Genomic DNA, 21906 nt, shown 5'->3' with positions numbered 1-21906 from the left:
TGACGCGGTCTGCGTAGTCACTCGGTGAAAACGACCGGCGCCGCACCGATGGCGCCAAAGCGCGGGCCCGAAGCCGTTCGAACGCCCCTCAGCCCAGCCAGCCGCGGATGCGCCGCCCCAGCACTTCCCGGCTGATGCCGTAGCGATCGTGCAGGGTTGGCAACGCACCCGCATCGAGGAAGGCGTCGGGCAGGCCGGCGAGTTCGAAGCGGGCGGGCTGCACACGATGCCGCAGCAGCGCCGACGCCACAGCCTCGCCGAGGCCACCGACCACCGAATGGTTCTCGGCGACGACCACGAGACGCGGCGCCGCGCCGACGGCGGCGACGATGGCGGCTTCATCGAGGGGCTTGATGGTCGGGCAGTGCAGCACGGCCACACCGACGCGGTCGGCGGCCAGGTCCTGCGCCACTTCCAGCGCACGCATGGTGAGGATGCCGCTGGAGATGACCAGCACGTCTGCGCCCTCGCGCAGCATCCTGGCCTTGCCGAGCTCGAAGCGATAGCCCTCGATCTCGTCCAGAACCAGCGGCACCTGGCCGCGCAGCAGGCGCATGTAGACCGGCCCGGGGTGCTGTGCGATCTGCGGCACGGCCTGCTCGATGTCCAGGGCGTCGCACGGGTCCACGATGGTCAGGCCGGGCACGCCGCGCATCATGGCGATGTCTTCGGTGGCCTGGTGGCTGGGCCCGTAGCCGGTGGTGAGGCCCGGCAGCGCGCAGCAGATCTTGACGTTGAGGTTTTCCTCGGCGATCACCTGGTGGATGAAGTCGTAGGCGCGCCGGGTGCCGAAGACGGCATAGGTGGTCGCGAAGGGCACGAGCCCCTCCTTGGCCAGCCCGCCGGCGGCTCCCATGAGCAGCTGCTCGGCCATGCCCATCTGGAAGAAGCGCTCGGGATAGGCCTGGGCGAAAAGATGCAGGTCCGTGTATTTGGCGAGGTCGGCCGTCAGGCCCACGACCTCGGGCCGATCGGCGGCGTAATCCACCAGGGCCTTGCCGAAGGGGGCCGCCTTGACACGCTGGCCTTCGGAGGCGATGGAGGCGATCATGGCCGACGTCGTCAGCCGGGGCTTTGCTTTCTCTGCGATGGCTTGGCTCATGCCAGGGCTCCTTCGGTGGATGGTTCGGGGCGGCTCGCGTCGAGGATGGCCAGCGCCTGCTGCCATTCGGGCGGGTCGACGCGGATGAAGTGGTTCTTTTCGCGCTGCTCCAGAAAAGGCACGCCCTTGCCCATCAGCGTGTCGAACAGGATCACGCGCGGCTTGGCATCGCGCAGGCCGCGGGCTGCGTCGAAGGCGCTCAGCACGGCCGGCAGGTCGTTGCCGTCCACACGCTGGACGTGCCAGCCGAACGCCGCCCATTTGTCGGCCAGGGGTTCGAAGCCCAGTACCTTGCTCGAAGGGCCGTCGGCCTGCTGATTGTTGATGTCGACCAGGCAGACCAGGTTGTCCAGCCGGTGATGAGCGGCGGCCATGGCGGCCTCCCAGGTCGACCCTTCGTCGAGCTCGCCGTCGGACATCGAGTTGTAGACGAAGGCCGGGTTCTTCTTCTGCTTGAGGCCCAGCGCCATGCCGACGGCAATGACCAGTCCCTGGCCCAGCGAGCCGCCGGAGATCTCCATGCCGGGCGTGTACGCGGCCATGCCGGACATGGGCAGGCGGCTGTCGTCGCCACCGTAGGTCTCGAGTTCGCTCTCGTCGATCACGCCGGCCTCGATGAGCGCCGCATAGTGGGCAATCGCGTAGTGACCATGCGAGAGCAGGAAGCGGTCGCGGCCTTCCCATTCGGGCTCGCGGGGACGCAGGGTGAGGGCGTGGCGGTAAGCCACGGCCAGCACGTCGGCCCAGCCCAGGGCCTGGCCGATGTAGCCCTGTCCCTGCACTTCGCCCATGCGCAGGGCGTAACGGCGGATGCGCCAGGCAGCCTGTGCCAGCGCTTGCGTGGCCGTTGAAGGCAACGCCGCGGAATCGGTCATGAATTTCTCCTAGAAGACACGGGGGATGGGGGATCTGGGTCACTTCAGGATGAAGGCCGGGAAATACGAGACGAGGGCCAGGACGCCAAAGGCGACGAGGTAGAACGGGCCCAGTTCGCGCACGGTCTGCCCGACCTTGACCTTGGCCAGCGCGCTGGTGATGAACAGCGTGGTGCCCACCGGCGGCGTGTACAGGCCGATGGCGAGGTTGACGACCATCATGATCCCGAGCTGGGTCATGTCCATGCCGATGGAATTCGCCAGCGGAACGAACACCGGCGTCAGCAGCAGGATGGCCGCAGGCAGGTCGATGAACATGCCGAGGAAGAGCATGAGCAGGTTCATCAGCAGGATCACGAGCACCTTCGCATGCACGTTCTGCTGCACCCACTGCGCGATGCCCTGGGGCATCTGGTCGAAGGTGAGCAGCCAGCCGATGGCGGCGGAGGCCATGATCACCAGCAGCACCACGCCGGTTGCCAAGCCTGCGTGCACCACCGCGTCGTTCAGGCGCTTCCAGCCCAGGTCGCGATAGATCACCGCCGACACGACGCCCGCATACAGGGTCGACAGAACGGCCACCTCGGTCGGCGTCGCGATGCCGAAGCGCAGGAAGATGATGATGAGCACGGGCAACAGCACCGCGGGCGAGGCGTAAGCCAGATGCCTGCGGAATGCGATGCCGTCGAAGGGTGCGGTCTCGCGCGGGAAGTTGCGGCGCCGGCCCACCCACCAGCACATGAACATGAAGCCGCCGCACATCAGCAGGCCGGGCAGCACGCCGGCGACGAACAGGTCGGCGATCGACGCGTTGGCGGTCAACGCGAAGAGGATCATCGGGATCGACGGCGGGATCAGGATGTCGATGGTGGCGGCCGCCGCCAGCGTGGCCGCCGAGAAGGCCGCAGGGTACCCCAGGCGCTTGTGCCAGGGGATCATGAGCGAGCCGATGGCCGAGGCATCCGCCACCGCCGAGCCCGACACGCCGCCGAACAGCGTGGAGGACAAAACGCCGACCTGGGCGGGGCCGCCGTGGAAGCGCCCCAGCAGCGTGGACAGCACGCCGACCAGCGCTTCGCCCAGCTTGCCGCCCATCATGAGGCTGCCGGTGAGCATGAAGAAGGGGATGGCGATCAGCGGGAAGCTCTGCACCTGCGCGACCATCTGCTGCACCAGCAGGTCGAGAGGCACCTTGTCCGAACTGGCCGCCGCGGCCATGGCTGCCACGAGCAGCGCATGAGCGATGGGCATGGCCGCCACGGCGGCCACCATGAACACGAGAAGAATCAGGGCACTCATGTCGGGTCCTTGTCGTGTTGCGCTCTACCAGTGGGCGGCCGGGACGACCGGCTCCGCGTCGGCTGAAGGCGGCAGCGGCGTGCTGCGCCACGTCTTGACGCCCGATTGCAGGGCCAGCGCCGCGAGCAGGGCCATGCCCCCCATCACGCAGCCATAGGTGACCGAGCCCGGCACTTGCAGGATCGGCGACTTCTCGTCGTGCACGATTTCCAGCATGCGGAAGGTGGCGACCGACAGCGTGCCGTACATCGCCGCCACGACGAGCCAGGCGAACGTGGCAACCACACGGCGTGCGCCAGCAGGCAGCGCGTCCATCAAGAACGTGGTGGCGATGTGCGCGCCCTGCTGCGCGGCGATGACGACGCCGGCCATGACGAGCCAGGGAAACAGCAGCTCGGGCACCTCGTTGGCCCACTCCAGGCTGGAGCCGGTGGCATAGCGCAGCACCGTGTTGACCACGAGGATCAGGAAGATGACGGAGGTCGACAGCCAGAGCACCGCGCGGCAGATGCCGGCGATGACGCCATCGATCCAGCCGTTAGGGGCGTGAACCATGGGGATCTCCTTGGCGTGGCTATCGGTCAGAGCGCCTGGGCGGCCGCAACGACCTTCTTGACGTAGGCACCGATGGGGCCGCTTGCCCACTTGGTGACGACTTCCGCCGTGGCCTTGGCAAAGGGTGCCGGCGCAGGGGTGGTCACCTGTACGCCCTTGGCCTTGAGGTCGGCCAGCAGCTTCTCGTCGGCGTCCTGCGACAGCTTGCGCTGCAGCGCGGTGGCTTCGGTCGAGGCCTCCTGCACGATCCTGCGGTCTGCTTCCGACAGCTTGTCCCAACTGCGCTTGCTCATCAGGAATGGCGTCATCTGGAACTGGTGATTCGTCATGGCCAGGTGCTTCTGCACTTCGTAGAGCTTGCTGGCGTGGAAATTCACGAGCGGGTTCTCCTGCCCATCGACCACTCCCTGCTGCAGGGCCACGTACAGCTCGGCGAACTTGATCTGCTGAGCCTCGGCGCCGAGCGCCTTCATGATGTCGACCAGGGTCGCATCCGGCGGCACGCGCATCTTCAGGCCCTTGAGGTCCTCGGGGCCGTTGATCGGGCGCTTGCTGTTGGTCATCTGCCGGATGCCGTTGTCCCAGGTACCCAGCAGCACCATGCCTTTTTCGGCCGAACGGTCGGCCAGTTCCTTGCCGAGCGGGCCGTCGAGCACCTTGAAGGCAGCCGCCGGGCTGGCGAACAGGAAGGGCATGCCGTAAGCGGCATACTCGGGCACCGCATTGGCCACCGCACCCTGCGAGTTCGCGCTGATGTCGAGAGCACCGGTGCGCAGTGCGGTGACCATGGCAGCGTCGTCGCCCAACTGGCCGGAAGGCGCGACCTGCACCTCGATGCGGCCGCCCGACCTGGCCTTGACGACCTCGGCGAACTTCACGGCCGCTTCATGCCGCGGATTGCCGATCGCGGCGCCGTGGCCGAGCGTGAGCTTGACTGTCTGTGCGGCGGCGCCCGCAGCGCAGAGCAGGCCGAGGGAGGTGGCAAGCACGCTGCGGATGAAATGTTGGCGGTTCATGCGATGTCTCCTGGATTTTGTTGATGGAGTGAGGTGTCGGTCAGTGAATCAGCATGCCGCCGTTCACATCGAGGGTGATGCCCGTGCAGTAGGCGGCCAGGTCGCTGGCCAGGAAGACGCAGGCTCCGGCTACGTCCTTGGCCTGGCCCAGACGGGCCAAGGGAATGGTGTCCTCGATTTCCTTCTTGCGGTCCGGGCTCAGCTTGCCCTGCGTGATGTCGGTCTCGATCAAGCCGGGGGTGATGCAGTTGACGCGGATGCCTTCGATGCCGAACTCACGCGCCATCGCACGCGCCAGGCCGAGCACGCCCGCCTTGGCGGCCGAGTAGTGCGGCCCCCCGAAGATGCCGCCGCCGCGCTGCGCCGACACGGACGAGATGCAGACGATCGAACCGCCCTGTGCGCCGCGCATGGCGGGCAGCACTGCTTGCGACATGTAGAGCGTGCCGCGCAGGCTGACGTCCAGGATCCGGTCATAGTCGGCCCCCGTGATGTCCAGGGTCTTCACCGGCTGGGTGATACCGGCATTGTTGATGAGGACATCGATGCGCCCGAAGGCCGCGACCGTTGCGGCTGCCGCTGCGATGCAGGCGTTCTTGTCGGTCACGTCGCCGACCACACCGAGGTGGCCTTCGCCCAGGCGAGCCGCAGCCGCCTGCGGTTCCGCCCGTTCGAGGTCCATGATGACCACGCGCGCGCCCTGCGCGGCCATCTCTCGCGCAGTGGCGAAGCCCAGTCCGTTGATGCCGGCACCGCCGGTGATCAGCGCGACCTTGTCCTTGAGCAGCATGTCTTCGATCTCCTGAGTTCTGAGTAAGGGGTCCGCAGCGGCCATAGCTGGCGCGCCTCTAGGGACGGAGCGAATGGTCGATCGGGCTGAAGATGAAGACAAGCGATATCTCGTCAGGCTAGGATGAAGGATGTTCATCTGAGCGCGGGGGAAACCCGATGTCGTCGATCCCAGCCATTGCCAACCTCCTCGCATTCGAGAGCGTCGCGCGACGACGCAGCTTTGCGCTCGCCGCCGCGGAACTGCACCTGACGCCTTCTGCGGTCAGCCACCAGATCGCACGCCTCGAGTCGGACCTTGGCGTGCGCCTGTTTGAGCGCAGCGCGCATGGGGTGCGCCTGAGCTATGCGGGGACTCGCTACCTCGATCGCGTAGGCGGCGCGTTGTCGGCCATCTCCACGGCCACCGAAGACCTGCGCGAAGGAGTCGGCAACAGCCTGTACGTCCATTGCGCGCCCAGCATCGCTAGCCTGTGGCTCATGCCGCGCCTGCGCCGCTTCGCACAGGCGCACCCCGACATCTCGCTGAACCTGTCGGCCGCCCACACGCAGAGCGACTTCGCGCTGGGCCAGGCCGACATCGACATCCGCTATGGCGTGCCGCAATGGGGCAACCTGGTGGTCGAGCCGCTGTTCGAGGAACGCATCGTGCCGCTCGCGAGCCCGGCATTCGTCCGCGAGCGTCGCCTGTCCAGGATCGATCAACTCCTGGACATGCCCTTGATCCAAAGCAACGTCAGCATCGTCCAATGGTCGGACTGGCTGCAGGCGTTTTCAGACAAGCGCGCCCCGGAGCGCTACGCCTTGCGTTTCGACCGCGCCCAAATGTCGCTGGACGCGGCAACGCAAGGGCTGGGTATCGCGCTGGAGAGCGACGTCAATGCCGCAGGTCACCTCGCCGAGCGCAAGCTCAAGCCGGTGTTCGGCCTGGACAAGGCGATCAGGGTCAAGGCACATTTTCTGGTCTATCCCCAGCGCCATGCCGGGCGTCCGGCGGTGGAGGCGTTTCTGGCGTGGGTGCATTCCGAAGCCGCGAGGCAGCGGGTGCGGCGCGCCTGAGTGGCGAGGCCGCGCCCGCAGCAACGCTCGCCTCCGCCTGCAAGGCCTCGAGGCCGCCGGCGACCGGTCCGAGATGCGCAACCTGTGATGCGATTGACAGGAGGCGCCTCGGAAGCCAGCTGCAGGTTGGTGCGCTTCAGCTACATCGTCATCAAGTCGCAGTTCATCAAGACGCACTGTCCGATCGATCGGCTTTTCCCCCACGAGCGGTGACCGGCGCTCTTCGGCGTCTTCGACCTTCCATGCCTGGGGAACGTCTGATCAGGTCGTAAATTGGTCATCATTGGCAATGAACGGCACTACCGCAGCAGTCGCGCCGGCACCAGTCCCAGCGCGCGCAGCTTCGGTTCCTCATAGACCGAGTCCTCGGCCGGATAGCGCAGACCTGGAACCTGCGCCGCCTTGGCGCTGGCCCAGACGACGCTTTCGCCCGCAGGCAGGGTGTCGATCCGAACGGAGTAGACCGGGTCGTCGAAGGCCGTCCTGGCGGCGGTGAAAGTCCACCCTCGCGCCCGGAACGCCGCAATCAATTCGCCGAGAGCGGCGGCGTTGATCCTGCTCGTGTGCAGCAGCATCACATGGGCAGGGCTGCGGCCGAGGACCTGCCGGGCCAGGGCGTCGTAGTAGGCCGCGCGGTCCAGCAGGTGCTCGATGTACGCGGCCTTCACTCGATCGGCCTTGCCGGCATTTCCTTCGTCCAGCCAGGCCGCATAGACCTGGTTGTAGTACCAGTCGCTCGCGTCGATCGAAACCGGTGCCGCCCTGTAGCCTGCGGCCTGCATCCAGAGGCGCATGCCGTCCCGCTTGGCAAGCGTGTCGCCTTCCTTGAGATACGGAAAGCGCAGCATCTTCGTCCAGCCAGGAAGCCGGCTCAGCACGGCTTCGGCCTCCTTGACATCGCCGATGAAGTCCGCAAGCGGCACTTGAGGCGATCCAAGGCTGCGGTGCCGGGAGGTGTGGTTGCCTACCGCGTGGCCCGCGCGCGCCCAGTCCCGGATGAGGTCCAGTCCTTGGGCCAGGCCGGTGCGCACGAGTGCTGGAAACACCATGGACGTGATGCCCGCATCGCGGAGCGTTTCCAGGATCTGCCGGTTCCACGACGCGGCCGCGGGCTCTTTCGAAGGGTCGAGGCCGTCGTCGAACGTCAGCGCCAAGGTCTGGGCAATGACGCAGGACGAACCGAGAAGGAGGAGAAGCGCGGCAAGCGCGCGGCGCAATGCGGTCATGTCGATGCCCGCCTCAATGGTCGACGGTTGGCAGAAGCCGAAGCAGTTCGTCGCGCGCACGCAGGCCCGCGTTGGGCCTGAGCGCCTGCTCATCCTGGATCAGGCGTGCGAACACCACCCTTCGCCCGCCCTTGGTGGCCCAGCCCACGTACCAGCCATAAGCGCGGCTCGCGTCATAGCGGTTGTCGGCGCCTGGCGACCCGGTGCCCGTCTTGCCATGCACGGCCCAGCCGTCGACCGTGGCGCCGTAGCTTGCGATGAGTGCGGTCATGTCGAAGGCATGCGCACTCACCGGCAGCTGGCGGCGCACGATCTTGCGCATGAACGCAAGCTGTTCCTCGGGGGAGATGCGCAGGGAACTCATCACCCAGACGCCGTTCTGCCCAGGGTCATCGACCGGCACGGCAGAGACATCTGCATTGCCATACCGAAAAGCCTTCACATATTGCGCGAAGCGCTCCTGCCCGACCCGCTTCACAACCTGCTGCGAGTACCAGAAGACGGAGTCCCTGATCCATGTGGCCGGCGTGATGTCGCGCCGCCAGGCATCGCCGCCCAATCCGGATACCCCGCCTGATAAGGCAAGGCCGGCTGTGCAGCGTCCTTCAGCACAACCGCGTCGTAGCCCATGAGGCTGATGGCGAGCTTGAAAGTCGAGGCGGGCGTCACGCGCTCGGAACAGGCGGGGCCGCGCTGCAGAAGCACCTTGCCGGAATCGGCATCGGCATCGGCATCGGCATCGGCGATCAGCGTGCACAGCTCGTGCGCGGTCGCGAAGGGCGCCGAAAAAAGAACGGCCGCTGCTGTCGCGGCGACCTGGAGGACGCGGTTGCGCATGTTGTCTGTTTTTTCTGCGGGGAAGAATGGGAGCCCGGTGCCGGGGGCGTGCTTCTGGAGCATCCCGCGGTACCCGGGGATCGAAGATGCCGGCGTGGTATTCGCGCGTGGTGCAGGGCCCTCGGCCAGCGCGCCGAGTTTATCGTTCCGTGCCATGAAGGCTTGTCGCCGGAGTGCGAAAAGGTGCATCACCAATTCGAGGGATGTCTCCTCTCATGCGCCGTCGCAAGATGAGGCGTGCCTGGAGAATCCGCCGCCGCGGTACTTCATGAAAAAAAGAGCAGGGCGGCGCTGTCCTGGCGCTGCCAATGTCCGATGAAACAGGTCGAAGACTTCCGGAGGGATCCATGGCTGCAAGCCTTCTCATGCGTCTGACGCGGTGCGCTCGCCTCGTCGGATTGCTTGGCGCCCAGGTTCTCGTGGCGCTTGCACTGGGGGCCTGTGCGACAGCGCCAGCCCCGCTGGGCATTCCGACGGCTGTCCCTCGGATCGAGGACGCAAAGAAAGGACATCCGGTAAAGGTAGCGGTGTTCTACGGGACGAATCGCGTCCCGGTTGCAAGGCCGGTCTACTTCGACGACAACGAGGCGGCGGAAGTCCAGTATGGGTATGCCCTGGTCAGCCTGCCATGGATCCATGAAAAAGGTGAGGTCGAGACGCCGACAGTCTTCGACTGGGACCGGAGCAACCCGGACAGGTTCATGCTTCTCCTCGACGCGGTGCCCCTGAGGCCCGATGAGTTCATCGCTCAGGTGAATCGATCATTTGCCGCCGATCCGCGAAGGAACATCGGCTTCGTGTTCGTGCACGGCTTCAACGTTCCCTTCCGCGATGCCGCGCTGAGGACGGCGCAACTCGCCGTGGACATGCAGCTGCCCGCGGTGCCGGCCTTTTTCAGCTGGCCGTCGAATGGCGAGTCGCCCGTCGAGGGAACCGCCAACTACCTGCGGGACTTCACCAAGGCCATCAGCTCCATTCCCGCGCTCGAGGAGTTCCTCGTCCAGTTCGGGGAGAAGACCCGCGCCGAGGAGATCTACGTTCTTGCGCACAGCATGGGTTCCTGGACGACGACCCATGCGCTGATGTCGCTCGCCCTGAATCGCCCGAAGCTGGCCGCCAAGGTGAAGCTGGTCACGCTGGCGGCTCCCGACATCGACGCCAGGGTCTTCACGGTGCAGATCGCGCCGGCGATGGTCAAGGCCGGCTACGCCGTGAACCTCTATGCATCGGACAACGACAAGGCGCTGAACGCTTCCAGGGTCGTCTGGGGAAGGCCTCGCGCGGGCATCGCGGGCGCAGCGCTGACGCTCTCGCCTGGCGTCGAGACCATCGATGCGAGCGACATCGACACCGACGTTCTCGGGCATTCGAAATATGGAGACTCGCCGGCCCTTCTGGAGGACATGGCTCTTTTCTACGGCGGTGCGCGTGCCGGTCAACGGCCCGGATTGATTCCGAGAAAACGAGGCGCCGAAACGTACTGGCAGATCCAGGCTCCGCCGCATTGAGGGCCCTTGCCTAGGTGGCGCGCTCCACGATGAACTCCACGAACGCCCGCACCCGAGAGGGCAGCAGCCGCGCATGCGGATAGATCAGGCTCACCGGCCGTGAGCGCCCGGCGTAGGGCTGCAGCACCTCGACCAGCTCGCCGCGCGCCAGGTCTTTCTCGACGACGAAGCCGTAGGTCTGGAACAGCCCCGCGCCGGCCCGGGCCAGCGTGACGCCCGCAAGCACGTCTTCGGCGCAGCTGTAGTTGCCGGTGGAGAGGATTTCCTTCTCGCGCCCGTTGTCCGTGAACAGCCACGGAATCTGCCGCCCGCTGCTGGGCAGGTCGAACTGGATGCACTCGTGCCGCGCGAGGTCGTCCAGCGTCAGCGGCTGCCCCGCGCGGCGCAGGTAGGCCGGGCTCGCAACCACCACGAGCTTCGCGTCTTCCAGGTGGCGCGCCACCATCGTCGAATCGGGCTGGGCGCGAAAGCGGATCGCGACGTCGAAGTTCTCCTCGTGCAGGTCGATGTTGCGGTTGCTGATGTGCGCCTCGACCTTGATCAGCGGATAGCGCGCGCGGAACTCGGGCAACAGCGGCAGCAGGCGGTGGTGCCCATAGGTGGTGGGCGCGCTGATGCGCAGCGTGCCCGAAGGCTGCACCTGCTCGCCGGTGAGCTTGTGCTCGGCCTCCGCCAGCTGGTGCAGGGCGGCGCGGCACTGCTCGAAGTACTCCCGCCCGCCTTCGGTGAGCCGGATGCTGCGCGTGGAGCGCACGAAGAGGCGCACGCCCAGGCGCTTCTCCAGCCGCGCGATGGAGCGGCTCACCGCCGCCGGCGTAACGCCCGCCGCGTTGGCGGCCGCGGTGAAGCTGCCGGCCTCGGCCGCCAGGCAGAACAGCTCGATGCTGCCCAGGAGCACGTCGTCGAATTGGCGCTGCATATTGATTACATGGAGTATCAAGACAAGTGTAGTCGCGTGTGTTTATTGCTCTTCGAGTCATCAATAAAGTTCAGTCCAACCGGTGGCGAAACCTGAAATCCGCACCGGCCCTTCCGAACTTTTTTCTGAAACCGAACCTGATCGAGGACCACCATGGGCAAGTCTGAAAACACCGTCGTCATCACCGGCGCCACCAGCGGCATCGGCCTGGGCCTGGCCGAGGCCTTCCTGCGCGAGGGCTACAACGTCGTGGGCACCGGCCGCACCGAGCAGCGCCTGCAGGCCGCGGCCGAAGGCCTGAACGCAGGCGGCCGTTTCCTGGGCGTCGCGGGCGACGTCGGCCCGCCGGAGTCGGCGCGCGAGCTGTTCGCACAGGCCATCGCGCGCTACGGCCACGTCGACGTGCTGGTGAACAACGCGGGCATCTTCACCGCCAAGCCCTTCGTACAGTTCACGCCGCAGGAGATCGAGGAGAACATCGCGACCAACCTGAAGGGCGTGCTCTACGCCTCGCAGGAGGCGGCGAAGCACATGAGCGAACGGCGCAGCGGCAGGATCATCAACATCACCGCCGCGATCGCGATGCAGCCGCACAGCGGCGTGCCCGCGCTGCTGGCGGTTGCGCTCAAGGGCGGCGTCAACGAGGCCACGCGCGCGCTGGCGCTCGAACTCGCGCCCTACGGCGTGACGGTCAATGCGGTGGCGCCGGGCGTGGTCGACACGCCCATGCACAGCGCCGACAACCACGCGGCGCTCGCCGGACTGCACCCGCTGGGCCGCATCGGCACCACGCGCGACATCGACGAAGCCGTGCTCTACCTCGCCCGCGCCGGCTTCGTGACCGGCACCGTGCTGCCGGTGGACGGCGGCTTCAGCGCCGGGCGCTGAGCGCGGCCAGGAAAAAGGAGATACGGCCATGCCATTCGTCAGCATCCGCATCACCCGCGAGGGCAACACCGCCGAGCAGAAGGCGCAGGTCATCCGCGAGGTCACCGAGACGCTCGAGCGCGTGCTGCACAAGCCGCCGGAGTGGACGCACATCGTCATCGAGGAGGTCGACACCGACAACTGGGGCTTCGGCGGTCACACGACCACCGCCGTTCGCCAGGGGCTGGTTCCGATGCCAGGCTCGCAGCCGAAGAACAGCGGCTAGAGCCTCCACCGGACAAGGCGAAATTCATAGGTCTTGGCTATGAATTCAATGCACTCAATTTGGTTGATGGATCGGTCACCCGAACCTAGACTGGCCCGGCTCCACACCTCCGAGCCACCCCGCAACCAAAGGAGAACCCCTTGTCCGATGAAGCCAAATGCCCGTTCCCGGGTCATGCAACCACCGGCACCGCACGCCGCGCCGCGACGAACACAGACTGGTGGCCCAACCAGCTCAACCTGAAGCTGCTGCACCAGCACTCCGCCAAGGCCAACCCCATGGGCGAGGCCTTCGACTACGCGAAGGAGTTCAAGACCCTCGACCTCGACGCCGTCGTCAAGGACCTCCACGCACTGATGACCGACTCGCAGGACTGGTGGCCCGCCGACTACGGCCACTACGGGCCGCTGTTCATCCGCATGGCCTGGCACTCGGCCGGCACGTACCGCACCTTCGACGGCCGCGGCGGCGGCGGCGCGGGCGCGCAGCGCTTCGCGCCGCTGAACAGCTGGCCCGACAACGGCAACCTCGACAAGGCGCGCCGCCTGCTGTGGCCGATCAAGCAGAAGTACGGCCGCAAGCTCTCGTGGGCCGACCTGATGATCCTCACCGGCAACGTCGCGCTGGAGTCCATGGGCTTCAAGACCTTCGGCTTCGCCGGCGGCCGCCCCGACATCTGGGAGCCGGAAGACGACGTCAACTGGGGCGCCGAGAACAAGTGGCTGGGCGACGAGCGCTACAGCGGCGAGCGCGATCTCGCCAACCCGCTGGCCGCCGTGCAGATGGGCCTGATCTACGTCAACCCCGAAGGCCCCAACGGCAACCCCGATCCGCTGAAGTCGGCCCGCGACATCCGCGAGACCTTCGCGCGCATGGCGATGAACGACGAGGAAACCGTGGCGCTCACCGCCGGCGGCCACACCTTCGGCAAGGCCCACGGCGCCGGCGACCCTGCCAAAGTGGGCGCCGAGCCGGAAGGCGCAGACATCGAGGAACTGGGCCTGGGCTGGAAGAACAGCTTCGAGAGCGGCATCGGCGTGCACGCCACCACCAGCGGCATCGAAGGCGCCTGGACCCCCACGCCCACCAAGTGGGACAACAGCTACTTCGAGACGCTGTTCGGCTACGAATGGGAGCTCACCAGGAGCCCGGCCGGCGCGCACCAGTGGAAGCCCAAGGGCGACACCGGCAACGGCACCGTGCCCGACGCGCACGACCCGTCGCGCCGCCACGCCCCGATGATGACCACGGCCGACATGGCCATGCGCATGGACCCGGCCTACGAGAAGATCTCGCGCCGCTACATGGCCAATCCGCAGGAGTTCGCCGACGCCTTCGCCCGCGCCTGGTTCAAGCTCACGCACCGCGACATGGGCCCGCGCGCCCGCTACCTCGGCAAGCTGGTGCCGAAGGAAGAGCTGATCTGGCAGGACCCGATCCCCGCCGTCGACCACCAGCTGGTCGACGACAAGGACGTCGCCGCGCTCAAGGCCAAGGTGCTGGCCTCGGGCCTGGGCATCGGCCAGTTGGTGCGCACCGCCTGGGCGTCGGCCTCGACCTTCCGCGGCAGCGACAAGCGCGGCGGCGCCAACGGCGCACGCATCCGCCTCGCGCCGCAGAAGGACTGGGAAGTGAACCAGCCGGCCGAGCTGTCGAAGGTGCTGTCGGTGCTCGAAGGCATCCAGAAGGAGTTCAACGGCGCGCAGGCCGGCGGCAAGAAGAAGATCTCGCTGGCCGACCTGATCGTGCTGGCCGGCAACGCGGCGGTCGAGGCCGCCGCGAAGAAGGCCGGCCAGGACGTGACCGTGCCCTTCTCGCCAGGCCGCATGGACGCTTCGCAGGAGCAGACCGACGTCGAATCCTTCGCTCCGCTGGAGCCGCTGGCCGACGGCTTCCGCAACTACCTGCGCAAGGGCGCCAACCCCGCGGCCACCGCCGACCTGCTGCTCGACAAGGCGCAGCTGCTGCGCCTGAGCGCGCCCGAGATGACGGTGCTCGTCGGCGGCCTGCGCGTGCTGAACGCCAACTACGGGCAGTCGCCAAACGGCGTCTTCACCAAGCGGCCGGAGACGCTGAGCAACGACTTCTTCGTGAACCTGCTCGACATGCGCACCGGCTGGAAGAAGTCGGCCGCCGACGCCAACGTGCTCGAAGGACGCGACCGCACCAGCGGCGAGGCGAAGTGGACCGCCACCACCGCCGACCTGGTGTTCGGCTCGAACTCGCAGCTTCGCGCCCTCTCGGAGGTCTACGGCTCCAGCGACGCGCAGCAGGTGTTCGTGCGCGACTTCGTGGCCGCATGGGCGAAGGTGATGGACCTCGATCGCTTCGACCTCCGGTGATCGTTCGCGGACGGCGGCCGGCTCCGGCCGCCGCCGAGTACGGCAGCGCCTGAACCCCCGGCCCGAAGCAGGCCGGGGCTCATCGGCAGAAAAAGAATGACAGCAGGAGACAACCATGCTCGTCGTGAAGAGGAAAGAAGAGAAGGCGCCCGCTGCATCGATGGAGTACTTCCAGCCCGAGCAGTGGCTGCATCTGCTCGAGCAGATGGACATCATCCTGGCGACCGTGCAGGGCGACGACTCCAACCCTATCCTGCGCCGTTTCGGCCCGCGCAGGCGCAACGCCATCGTGCGCCGCCTGATGCTGGAGCGCAGCCGCCTCGTCAAGGAGATGGAAGCCTTCGGCCAGGAAGCGCTGCTGAACTTCGCGCGGAACAACTCGCTGGCCGGCGCGCCGCCATCGCGCCGCCACCTGGACGTCGAGTTCAGGCTGCTCGGCGAGGCCTTCGACCAATGCTCGAAGGACCTCTCGCCCGACAAGCAGGCCGCGCTGAGAAAGTGGCTGCTCGCGCGCTCGCACATGCACCAGGAGCATGCCCGGTTCCTGCAGACTTACTGACGGGCAGGGCGCGGTGAAGGCTGGTACCGTTGCCGGCAACGCATCCACCATCAGGAGCCTTGCATGAAACCCCAGCCCATCGAGTACGCGGGCGCTTCGGAGGAAGTGCGCGCCGTCTTCGACGACATCAAGACCACGCGCAACGTGCCCGACGTCAACAACTTCTGGAAGTACCTCGCCAACGACCCTGCCACGCTCCGGCGCACCTGGAGCAGCCTGAAGGAGGTGATGGCGCCCGGCGCGCTCGACCCGGTGGTGAAGGAGATGGTCTACCTCGCCGTGAGCGTCACCAACGGCTGCGGCTACTGCACCGCGAGCCACCACGCCGGCGCGGAGAAGGCCGGCATGACGCCCGCGATGTTCGCTGAGCTCATGGCCGTGGTCGGCATGGCCAACGAGACCAACCGGCTCGTCAACGGCTACCGCGTGCCGATCGACCCCGCGTTCGACAAATAGCTGGCCGGCCGGGAGCGCTCAGCCGATCGTCATCAGGCTCGCGTTGCCGCCCGCCGCCGCGGTGTTGGTGCTGATCGCGCGCTCCACCACCAGGCTTTCGAGCGGAATGCGCGCCTCGCCCGGCGCGAAGCCGCGCACGCCGACGATGGGGCCCGGCCGCGCGGCGATGCGCCGCATCACTTCCGAGAGCCCCTGCGCATCGCCTTGATGCAGCGCGGCGTCGAACGCCACCGTGTCCGACGACCAGTCGCTCGCGATGGCCACGTTCTGCTGCACCTCGGCCGGCAGCGATGCGCGCAGGCTTTGCGCCGCCGCATCTGCGGGCCAGATCGCGCCACTGCCCACCGCGAGCACGGCGGCGAGCTGCGTCAGCCGGTCTTCTTCCGCATCGGCCAGGCACAGCACCGCCTCGCGCGGCTCCAGCCTGTAGACGTTGCGCTCGCCGGTAGGCCCGGCCAGCGTGCGCGAGCTGCCCGAGCGCGACTGCGCCGCGAAGAGCGCGCACTGCGCCGACAGCGCGGGCCGGCCGGTCGCATCGGCCCAGCGGGCCAGCGCCGACAGCGCCGGATGCGAAGCCGGCGCGGCGCCTGCCACCGCGCGCGCCATCGCGTCGTCAGGCCGCGCCGACAGCATGCGCAGCATGTACAGCGGCCCGCCCGCCTTCGGCCCCGTGCCCGACAGGCCCTCGCCGCCGAAGGGCTGCACGCCCACCACCGCGCCCACGATGTTGCGGTTCACGTAGACGTTGCCTGCCTTCGCGTTCTCCACGACCTGCGCGATGGTCTCGTCGATGCGCGTGTGCACGCCCAGCGTCAGTCCGTAGCCGGTGCCGTTGATCTGCCCGACCAGCGCGCCGAGGTCGCGGCGGCGAAAGCGCACGAGGTGCAGCACCGGGCCGAACACTTCGCGCTGCAGCTCGGAGATGCCGTCGAGCTCGATCAGCGTGGGTGTCACGTAGGTGCCGTGGCGGGTGTCGTCGCCATGCTCGCGGGCCTGGCGGAACACGGCATGGCCGCGCGCGCGCATCGCCTCGACGTGGCGTTCGATGCCGTCGCGCGCCTCGGCGTCGATCACCGGACCCACGTCCACCGAGAGGCGGGCCGGGTTGCCGATGGCGGCCTCGGCCATCGCGCCCTTGAGCATCGCGACCACGCGGTCAGCCGTTTCTTCCTGCACGCAGAGCACGCGCAGCGCGGAGCAGCGCTGGCCGGCGCTGTCGAAGGCGGATGACATCACGTCGGCCACCACCTGCTCCACCAGCGCGGAGGAGTCGACGATCATCGCGTTCTGCCCGCCGGTCTCGGCAATGAGCGGTACCGGCGCGCCGTGCGCGCCCAGGCGCTGCGACAGCGTCTTCTGCAGGATGCGAGCGACCTCGGTGGAGCCGGTGAACATCACGCCCTGCACGCGCGCATCGGCCACCAGCGCGGCGCCGACCGTCTCGCCACGGCCGGGCAGCAGCTGCACCGCCGCGCGGGGAATGCCGGCTTCCCACAGCACGCGCACCGCCTCTGCCGCGACCAGCGGCGTCTGCTCGGCCGGCTTGGCCAGCACCGGGTTGCCGGCCGCGAGCGCGGCCGCCACCTGGCCGGTGAAGATCGCCAGCGGAAAGTTCCACGGGCTGATGCAGGCCATGGGACCTAGCGCGCGGTGCGTGTCGTTGGAGAAATCGCTGCGCGCCTGCGCCGCGTAGTAGCGCAGGAAGTCCACCGCCTCGCGCACCTCCGCGATGGCGTTGGCGTACGTCTTTCCGGCCTCGCGCGTCAGCAGGCCGAGCAGGCGCGGCATGCCCTGTTCGAGGCTCTCGGCCGCACGTTCGAGCAGCGCTGCGCGATCGGCGGGTGGCATGGCGGCCCATGCCGGCGCGAGGGCATGGGCCTGCGCGATGGCCGATTCGACATCGGCGAGCGTGGCTTCCTGGACCTGCCCGACGATGTCGCGATGGTCGGCGGGGTTCAGCACGTTCGCCGTCTCGCCGTTGGGCGCGGCCTCGGCCAGCATCGGCGCCGCACGCCAGTGGTCGGACGCGCTTTCGCCCAGCACTTTGCCCAGCACGCGCAGGCTGTCGTCGCTCGCGAGATCGAGGCCGCGCGAGTTGGCGCGCTGCGTTCCGTACAAGGCCGCCGGCAGCGGGATGGCCGGATGCGGCAGGCCCGTCATGCCTTCCTGCACCGCCATGTGCTCCACCGTCGCGACCGGGTCTTCCACCAGCACGTCGAGCGGAATCGTCGGGTCCGCGATGCGGTTCACGAAGGAGGTGTTCGCGCCGTTCTCCAGCAGCCGGCGCACCAGGTACGCCAGCAGTGTCTCGTGCGTGCCCACCGGCGCGTAGATGCGGCAGGGCCGCGCGAGCGGTCCCACCACCTGCTCGTACAGCGGCTCGCCCATGCCGTGCAGGCACTGGAACTCGTACTGCCCCGGCTCGTAGCGCGACGGATCCGCCATCGTGTAGATGGCCGCCAGCGTGTGCGCGTTGTGCGTGGCGAACTGCGGGTACACCGCCTCGGGCGCGTCGAGCAGCTTGCGCGCGCAGGCGAGGTACGACACGTCTGTGTAGGCCTTGCGCGTGTAGACCGGGTAGCCGTCGAGGCCGTCGAGCTGCGCGCGCTTGATCTCGCTGTCCCAGTAGGCGCCCTTCACCAGCCGCACCATCAGCCGGTGGCCGCTGCGCCGCGCGAGGTCGATCACGAAGTCGATCACGAAGGGGCAGCGCTTCTGGTAGGCCTGCACCACGAAGCCGATGCCGTTCCAGCCTGCGAGCCGGGGCTCGAAGCACAGGCGCTCCAGCAGGTCGAGCGAGAGCTCCAGCCGGTCGGCTTCCTCCGCGTCGATGTTCAGGCCGATGTCGTGCTGCCGCGCCAGCAGCGCGAGTTCGCGCAGCACCGGGTACAGCTCGGCCATCACGCGCGAATGCTGCGCGCGGCTGTAGCGCGGGTGCAGCGCCGAGAGCTTGATGGAAATGCCCGGCCCCTCGTACACGCCGCGCCGCGCCGACGCCTTGCCGATGGCGTGGATGGCCTCTTCGTACGCGGTGCGGTAGCGCTTCGCGTCCTCCATGGTCAGTGCCGCCTCGCCGAGCATGTCGTACGAATAGCGAAAGCCCTGCGCCTCCAGCTCGCGCGCATTGCCGAGCGCCTGCGCGATGGTCTCCCCGGTGACGAACTGCTCGCCCATCATCCGCATCGCCATGTCCACGCCCTTGCGGATCAGCGGCTCGCCGCCCTTGCCGATGAGGCGCGTGAGCACCGTCGACAGGCTGCTCTCGCTGTGCGTGGCCACCAGCTTGCCGGTGAGCAGCAGGCCCCAGGTCGCGGCGTTGACGAACACCGAGGGGCTGCGGCCCGCGTGCGACTGCCACTGGCCGTGCGCGATCTTGTCGCGTATGAGCGCGTCGCGCGTGCCCGCATCGGGAATGCGCAGCAGCGCCTCGGCCAGGCACATCAGCGCCACGCCTTCCTGCGACGACAGCGCGTATTCCTGCAGCAGGCCCTGCACGAGGCCGGCGCGGCCGCTCGCGCTCCTGCGGTCGCGCAGCTGCCGGGCGATGCGCATGGCGAGCGCCTGTGCCTCCTCCGCCTGATCGTCTGGCAACCGGGCCTGCGCGAGCAACGGCGGCAGTGCCTGCGGCTCGGGGCGGCGGCAGGCCGTGGTGATGCGGGCGCGCAGCGGCGAAGGCGCGGATGGCAGTCCGTCGGCGAACGCCTGGAAAGAGGAGGGCAGGGGGTCTGGGTTCATGGCGGTCCGTGGTGGGATTTGTTGGATGATCCGCGCCCCGTTGCCGAATTTGTGTTCGAAGAGCGGCGCTTCGGTAGAGCAAATCGCTATGTAAAGCAGCGGGCAAGTCAGCTTCGCCGGATGTGGCGGGCAGAGAATCCGCTTCCATTCCGTTCCGTCCCGGGAGTCGCACGAACATGCCCAGCTACAGATGGTTCCTTTCCTTGGCCCTCGCCGCCGCGTACATCGCGTCATGGCCGGCTCATGCGGCAACGGCCGATGCCTCTGCCTGCATGAACTCGGCGGCCGCGGACTGCTTGCGCAGCTTCACGCCGCCAGGGGCCGGCGGCGCGCTTCACTTCTACTCGTCGCTCGACCCCGACGCAGCGGCGACCGCCGGGCCGACCAGAGCGCTGATCGCCATGCACGGCCATTCGCGCGACGCCAACAAGACATTCGAGGCCGCGCTGCGCACCCTGCGCAACGCCGATGCGCTCGGCGACACGCTGGTGATCGCGCCGCTCTTCCAGGTCGCGGCCGACAAGGCGGTGGCCGGCCGCTGCAACACCGTGGGCGTGCCGGTCGCACAGCCCGGCGACCTGCTGTGGACCTGCGGCTCCTGGCTCGAAGGCGCGCGCTCGGCATCGGGCAATCGCGTCGGGTCCTTCGCGGTGATGGATGCGCTGGTCGCCGACATCGCGCGGCGCTGGCCCAGCCTGCGCACCATCACCGTCGCGGGCTTCTCGGCCGGCGGGCAGTTCGTGCAGCGCTACATCGCCTTCACACAGCACGACGGCAAACCGGCGATGCGCTACGTGGTCGCCGACCCGAGCACCTGGCTCTACTTCGACCCGGTGCGCCCGCAGTTCTCGGCCGACGGTGCTTCCGTGACCGGCTTCTCCGTGCCCGACGCAGTCGCATGCCCGCAGATGAACCGCTGGAAGTACGGCACCGACGACCTGCCCACATGGCTGGGCCGCACCGCCGCGCAGGCGCGCCAGCAGTACGCGCAGGCCGATATCAGCTACCTGGAAGGCGCGCTCGACAGCAACGACGCCAAGGGCACCGCCTACCGCGTGCTCGACAAGTCCTGTGCGGCGCTCGCCCAAGGCTCGTTCCGCATGCAGCGCGGCCTGGCCTATGCGGAGTACGACCGCAAGCTGCTCGCGCCCGACAAGCGCCGCGAGGTCGTGGTGGTGCCGGGATGCGCCCACGACGTGGCCTGCGAGTTTCCCTCCGAGGCCGCGCGCGCCGCGCTGGTCGGGCCGTCGCGCTGACCGGAGGAATCTGCTGGCTGGCTTGACGCGATTTCCTTTATGGTGGATATTTCATCCAATATGAAGGAAGAAAATGAATCGGCCGAGACGGAAATCCACTCCGGCCTCAACGACCGCATCGCCCAGCGCGTGCGCGACCTGCGCGCGGCGCGTGGCTTCTCGCTCGACGCGCTCGCCACGCACTGCGGCGTGAGCCGCTCGATGATCTCGCTCATCGAACGCGGCGAGAGCAGCCCCACCGCGGTGGTCCTGGAAAAACTTGCGACCGGCCTCGGCGTATCGCTGGCCTCGCTGTTCGAGGCGCCGGCCCCGGCTGCCGATCCGGTCTCGCGGCTGGCCGACCAGATGCAGTGGCGCGATCCGCACTCCGGCTACCTGCGCAGGAACGTGTCGCCCGGCGGCGTCGCGTCGCCGATCCAGATCGTCGAGGTGGAGTTTCCGCCCGGCGCCCGCGTGGCTTACGAAACCTCGGCGCGCGAGCCGCTCATCCACCAGCAGGTGTGGGTGCTCGACGGCGTCATCGAACTCACCGTGGGCGACGAGCTGCACCGGCTCGCCACCGGCGACTGCCTGGCGATGGTGCTCGACCGCCCCACCAGCTTTCACAACCCCTCGCGCAAGAACACGCGCTATGCCGTCGTGATCGCGACCGCCCCTTCTTCCTGGAGATGAACATGACGACCGTTTCCGCCGGGAGCACCCCGGCCGTCCGCCTGCTGGACACCGTTTCCGAAGCGCAGCTGCGCGGCCTTGCCGCCGTGCTGGCCGATTGCGTCGAGGGCGGCGCATCGGTGAGCTTCATGCAGCCGCTGACCGCGCAGCGCGCGCAGGCCTTCTGGCGTCGGGTGGCCGATGGCGTGGCGAGTGGCGAACGCGCGCTGCTGGTGGCGGAGGACGAGGAGGGCATCCTCGGCACGGTGCAGGTGGTGCTGGCGCAGCCCGAGAACCAGCCGCACCGCGGCGAGGTGGCGAAGATGCTCGTGCATCGGCGCGCTCGCCGCCGGGGCATCGGCGCGCTGCTGATGAAGGCGGCCGAACGGGTGGCACGCGAACGCGGCAAGACGCTCCTGGTGCTCGACACATCGAGTGCCGACGCCGAGCGGCTCTACGAGCGCTCGGGCTGGGTGCGTGTCGGGTCGATTCCGGGCTTCGCGCTGCTGCCGCAGGGCGAACCTTGCGACACCACCTTCTTCTATCGCGAGCTGAAGTGAAGGTCGGCG

General features: G+C 68.0%; 19 protein-coding genes and 2 pseudogenes. 11 read left to right on the top strand and 10 right to left on the bottom strand.

Going from position 1 to position 21906, the window contains the following annotated elements; translation table 11 throughout:
* Positions 1-88: 88 nt before the first annotated feature.
* The 6 genes from ACAM57_RS26710 to ACAM57_RS26685 are packed head-to-tail and all read right to left on the bottom strand — an operon-like array spanning position 89 to position 5637.
* Positions 89-1102, bottom strand: a complete 1014-nt coding sequence (locus ACAM57_RS26710) for a transketolase family protein (RefSeq protein WP_369659542.1) — start codon at positions 1100-1102, stop codon at positions 89-91.
* The gene (locus ACAM57_RS26705) at positions 1099-1977 is read right to left on the bottom strand and encodes a transketolase (RefSeq protein WP_369659541.1); all 879 of its coding nucleotides are present in this window, start codon (positions 1975-1977) and stop codon (positions 1099-1101) included. The genes ACAM57_RS26710 and ACAM57_RS26705 overlap by 4 nt, the downstream gene beginning before the upstream one ends.
* A gap of 39 nt (positions 1978-2016) precedes the next feature.
* Positions 2017-3276 carry a TRAP transporter large permease gene (locus tag ACAM57_RS26700; protein ID WP_369659540.1) on the bottom strand — a complete coding sequence of 420 codons (1260 nt, stop codon included), beginning with the start codon at positions 3274-3276 and terminating at the stop codon, positions 2017-2019.
* Positions 3277-3300: 24 nt separating this feature from the next.
* Positions 3301-3831 carry a TRAP transporter small permease gene (locus tag ACAM57_RS26695; RefSeq protein ID WP_126021323.1) on the bottom strand — a complete coding sequence of 177 codons (531 nt, stop codon included), beginning with the start codon at positions 3829-3831 and terminating at the stop codon, positions 3301-3303.
* Positions 3832-3857: 26 nt separating this feature from the next.
* Positions 3858-4847 (bottom strand): TRAP transporter substrate-binding protein, encoded by a 990-nt coding sequence (locus tag ACAM57_RS26690; RefSeq protein ID WP_369659539.1) that lies wholly within the window; start codon positions 4845-4847, stop codon positions 3858-3860.
* Between the two features lie 40 nt (positions 4848-4887).
* Positions 4888-5637, bottom strand: coding sequence for an SDR family NAD(P)-dependent oxidoreductase (locus ACAM57_RS26685; protein ID WP_369659538.1), 750 nt, complete (start codon positions 5635-5637; stop codon positions 4888-4890).
* Between the two features lie 158 nt (positions 5638-5795).
* On the opposite strand from ACAM57_RS26685, the gene ACAM57_RS26680 reads away from it, so the two are divergent.
* Positions 5796-6695, top strand: a complete 900-nt coding sequence (locus tag ACAM57_RS26680; RefSeq protein ID WP_369659537.1) for a LysR substrate-binding domain-containing protein — start codon at positions 5796-5798, stop codon at positions 6693-6695.
* A gap of 135 nt (positions 6696-6830) precedes the next feature.
* Positions 6831-6908 (top strand): annotated as a pseudogene (locus ACAM57_RS26675) (Lrp/AsnC family transcriptional regulator); the annotation flags it as partial.
* Between the two features lie 86 nt (positions 6909-6994).
* Here the strand turns inward: ACAM57_RS26675 and ACAM57_RS26670 are convergent.
* Positions 6995-7981: a polysaccharide deacetylase family protein gene (locus tag ACAM57_RS26670; RefSeq protein WP_369659536.1), complete on the bottom strand. Its 987-nt coding sequence runs from the start codon at positions 7979-7981 to the stop codon at positions 6995-6997.
* A pseudogene (blaOXA, locus tag ACAM57_RS26665) lies at positions 7935-8758 on the bottom strand (class D beta-lactamase). Before blaOXA ends, ACAM57_RS26670 begins: the two are co-directional and overlap by 47 nt.
* A gap of 347 nt (positions 8759-9105) precedes the next feature.
* Between blaOXA and ACAM57_RS26660 the strand changes: the two are divergent.
* A complete protein-coding gene (locus ACAM57_RS26660; RefSeq protein WP_369659535.1) occupies positions 9106-10266 on the top strand; it encodes an alpha/beta hydrolase in 1161 nt (386 codons plus the stop codon).
* A 10-nt stretch (positions 10267-10276) separates the two neighbouring features.
* On the opposite strand, the gene ACAM57_RS26655 is transcribed toward ACAM57_RS26660, so the two are convergent.
* Entirely contained in the window at positions 10277-11185 is a 909-nt protein-coding gene (locus tag ACAM57_RS26655) for a LysR family transcriptional regulator (protein ID WP_369659534.1), read from the bottom strand.
* 153 nt (positions 11186-11338) lie between these two features.
* Here ACAM57_RS26655 and ACAM57_RS26650 point away from each other — a divergent pair, with 153 nt between their 5' ends.
* The 5 genes from ACAM57_RS26650 to ACAM57_RS26630 all read left to right on the top strand — a co-directional run bounded on the left by ACAM57_RS26650 (position 11339) and on the right by ACAM57_RS26630 (position 15695).
* On the top strand, positions 11339-12073 hold the full coding sequence (locus ACAM57_RS26650; RefSeq protein ID WP_369659533.1) for an SDR family NAD(P)-dependent oxidoreductase: 735 nt from the start codon (positions 11339-11341) through the stop codon (positions 12071-12073).
* 28 nt (positions 12074-12101) lie between these two features.
* Positions 12102-12338, top strand: a complete 237-nt coding sequence (locus tag ACAM57_RS26645; RefSeq protein ID WP_126021297.1) for a 4-oxalocrotonate tautomerase family protein — start codon at positions 12102-12104, stop codon at positions 12336-12338.
* Positions 12339-12478: 140 nt separating this feature from the next.
* Entirely contained in the window at positions 12479-14680 is a 2202-nt protein-coding gene (gene katG, locus ACAM57_RS26640; RefSeq protein ID WP_369659532.1) for a catalase/peroxidase HPI, read from the top strand.
* A 115-nt stretch (positions 14681-14795) separates the two neighbouring features.
* Positions 14796-15239 (top strand): hypothetical protein, encoded by a 444-nt coding sequence (locus ACAM57_RS26635; RefSeq protein WP_369659531.1) that lies wholly within the window; start codon positions 14796-14798, stop codon positions 15237-15239.
* 63 nt (positions 15240-15302) lie between these two features.
* Positions 15303-15695, top strand: a complete 393-nt coding sequence (locus tag ACAM57_RS26630; protein WP_369659530.1) for a carboxymuconolactone decarboxylase family protein — start codon at positions 15303-15305, stop codon at positions 15693-15695.
* Positions 15696-15713: 18 nt separating this feature from the next.
* Here ACAM57_RS26630 and putA read toward each other — a convergent pair whose 3' ends face one another.
* Positions 15714-19430, bottom strand: a complete 3717-nt coding sequence (putA, locus tag ACAM57_RS26625; RefSeq protein ID WP_369659529.1) for a trifunctional transcriptional regulator/proline dehydrogenase/L-glutamate gamma-semialdehyde dehydrogenase — start codon at positions 19428-19430, stop codon at positions 15714-15716.
* 176 nt (positions 19431-19606) lie between these two features.
* On the opposite strand from putA, the gene ACAM57_RS26620 reads away from it, so the two are divergent.
* The 3 genes from ACAM57_RS26620 to ACAM57_RS26610 are packed head-to-tail and all read left to right on the top strand — an operon-like array spanning position 19607 to position 21897.
* Positions 19607-20686, top strand: a complete 1080-nt coding sequence (locus ACAM57_RS26620) for a hypothetical protein (protein WP_369659528.1) — start codon at positions 19607-19609, stop codon at positions 20684-20686.
* Between the two features lie 60 nt (positions 20687-20746).
* The gene (locus ACAM57_RS26615) at positions 20747-21358 is read left to right on the top strand and encodes a helix-turn-helix domain-containing protein (protein ID WP_369659527.1); all 612 of its coding nucleotides are present in this window, start codon (positions 20747-20749) and stop codon (positions 21356-21358) included.
* 2 nt (positions 21359-21360) lie between these two features.
* Entirely contained in the window at positions 21361-21897 is a 537-nt protein-coding gene (locus ACAM57_RS26610; RefSeq protein ID WP_184634910.1) for a GNAT family N-acetyltransferase, read from the top strand.
* Positions 21898-21906: the final 9 nt, after the last annotated feature.

This window comes from Variovorax sp. V15, assembly GCF_041154425.1.
Lineage (GTDB): Bacteria > Pseudomonadota > Gammaproteobacteria > Burkholderiales > Burkholderiaceae_C > Variovorax > Variovorax guangxiensis.
Note: the sequence above shows the minus strand (reverse complement) of the source record. Positions and strands in the feature narration are given on the sequence as shown.

Excerpts from the sequence above, each read along its gene's own strand:
- ACAM57_RS26705 (WP_369659541.1), bottom strand. The coding sequence starts at position 1,977 with ATGACCGATTCCGCGGCGTTGCCTTCAACGGCCACGCAAGCGCTGGCA.
- ACAM57_RS26655 (WP_369659534.1), bottom strand. The coding sequence starts at position 11,185 with ATGCAGCGCCAATTCGACGACGTGCTCCTGGGCAGCATCGAGCTGTTC.
- ACAM57_RS26660 (WP_369659535.1), top strand. The coding sequence starts at position 9,106 with ATGGCTGCAAGCCTTCTCATGCGTCTGACGCGGTGCGCTCGCCTCGTC.
- ACAM57_RS26610 (WP_184634910.1), top strand. The coding sequence starts at position 21,361 with ATGACGACCGTTTCCGCCGGGAGCACCCCGGCCGTCCGCCTGCTGGAC.
- putA (WP_369659529.1), bottom strand. The coding sequence starts at position 19,430 with ATGAACCCAGACCCCCTGCCCTCCTCTTTCCAGGCGTTCGCCGACGGA.
- ACAM57_RS26710 (WP_369659542.1), bottom strand. The coding sequence starts at position 1,102 with ATGAGCCAAGCCATCGCAGAGAAAGCAAAGCCCCGGCTGACGACGTCG.
- ACAM57_RS26700 (WP_369659540.1), bottom strand. The coding sequence starts at position 3,276 with ATGAGTGCCCTGATTCTTCTCGTGTTCATGGTGGCCGCCGTGGCGGCC.
- ACAM57_RS26635 (WP_369659531.1), top strand. The coding sequence starts at position 14,796 with ATGCTCGTCGTGAAGAGGAAAGAAGAGAAGGCGCCCGCTGCATCGATG.
- ACAM57_RS26690 (WP_369659539.1), bottom strand. The coding sequence starts at position 4,847 with ATGAACCGCCAACATTTCATCCGCAGCGTGCTTGCCACCTCCCTCGGC.
- ACAM57_RS26650 (WP_369659533.1), top strand. The coding sequence starts at position 11,339 with ATGGGCAAGTCTGAAAACACCGTCGTCATCACCGGCGCCACCAGCGGC.
- ACAM57_RS26695 (WP_126021323.1), bottom strand. The coding sequence starts at position 3,831 with ATGGTTCACGCCCCTAACGGCTGGATCGATGGCGTCATCGCCGGCATC.
- ACAM57_RS26685 (WP_369659538.1), bottom strand. The coding sequence starts at position 5,637 with ATGCTGCTCAAGGACAAGGTCGCGCTGATCACCGGCGGTGCCGGCATC.
- ACAM57_RS26680 (WP_369659537.1), top strand. The coding sequence starts at position 5,796 with ATGTCGTCGATCCCAGCCATTGCCAACCTCCTCGCATTCGAGAGCGTC.
- ACAM57_RS26645 (WP_126021297.1), top strand. The coding sequence starts at position 12,102 with ATGCCATTCGTCAGCATCCGCATCACCCGCGAGGGCAACACCGCCGAG.
- ACAM57_RS26630 (WP_369659530.1), top strand. The coding sequence starts at position 15,303 with ATGAAACCCCAGCCCATCGAGTACGCGGGCGCTTCGGAGGAAGTGCGC.
- ACAM57_RS26615 (WP_369659527.1), top strand. The coding sequence starts at position 20,747 with ATGAAGGAAGAAAATGAATCGGCCGAGACGGAAATCCACTCCGGCCTC.
- ACAM57_RS26620 (WP_369659528.1), top strand. The coding sequence starts at position 19,607 with ATGCCCAGCTACAGATGGTTCCTTTCCTTGGCCCTCGCCGCCGCGTAC.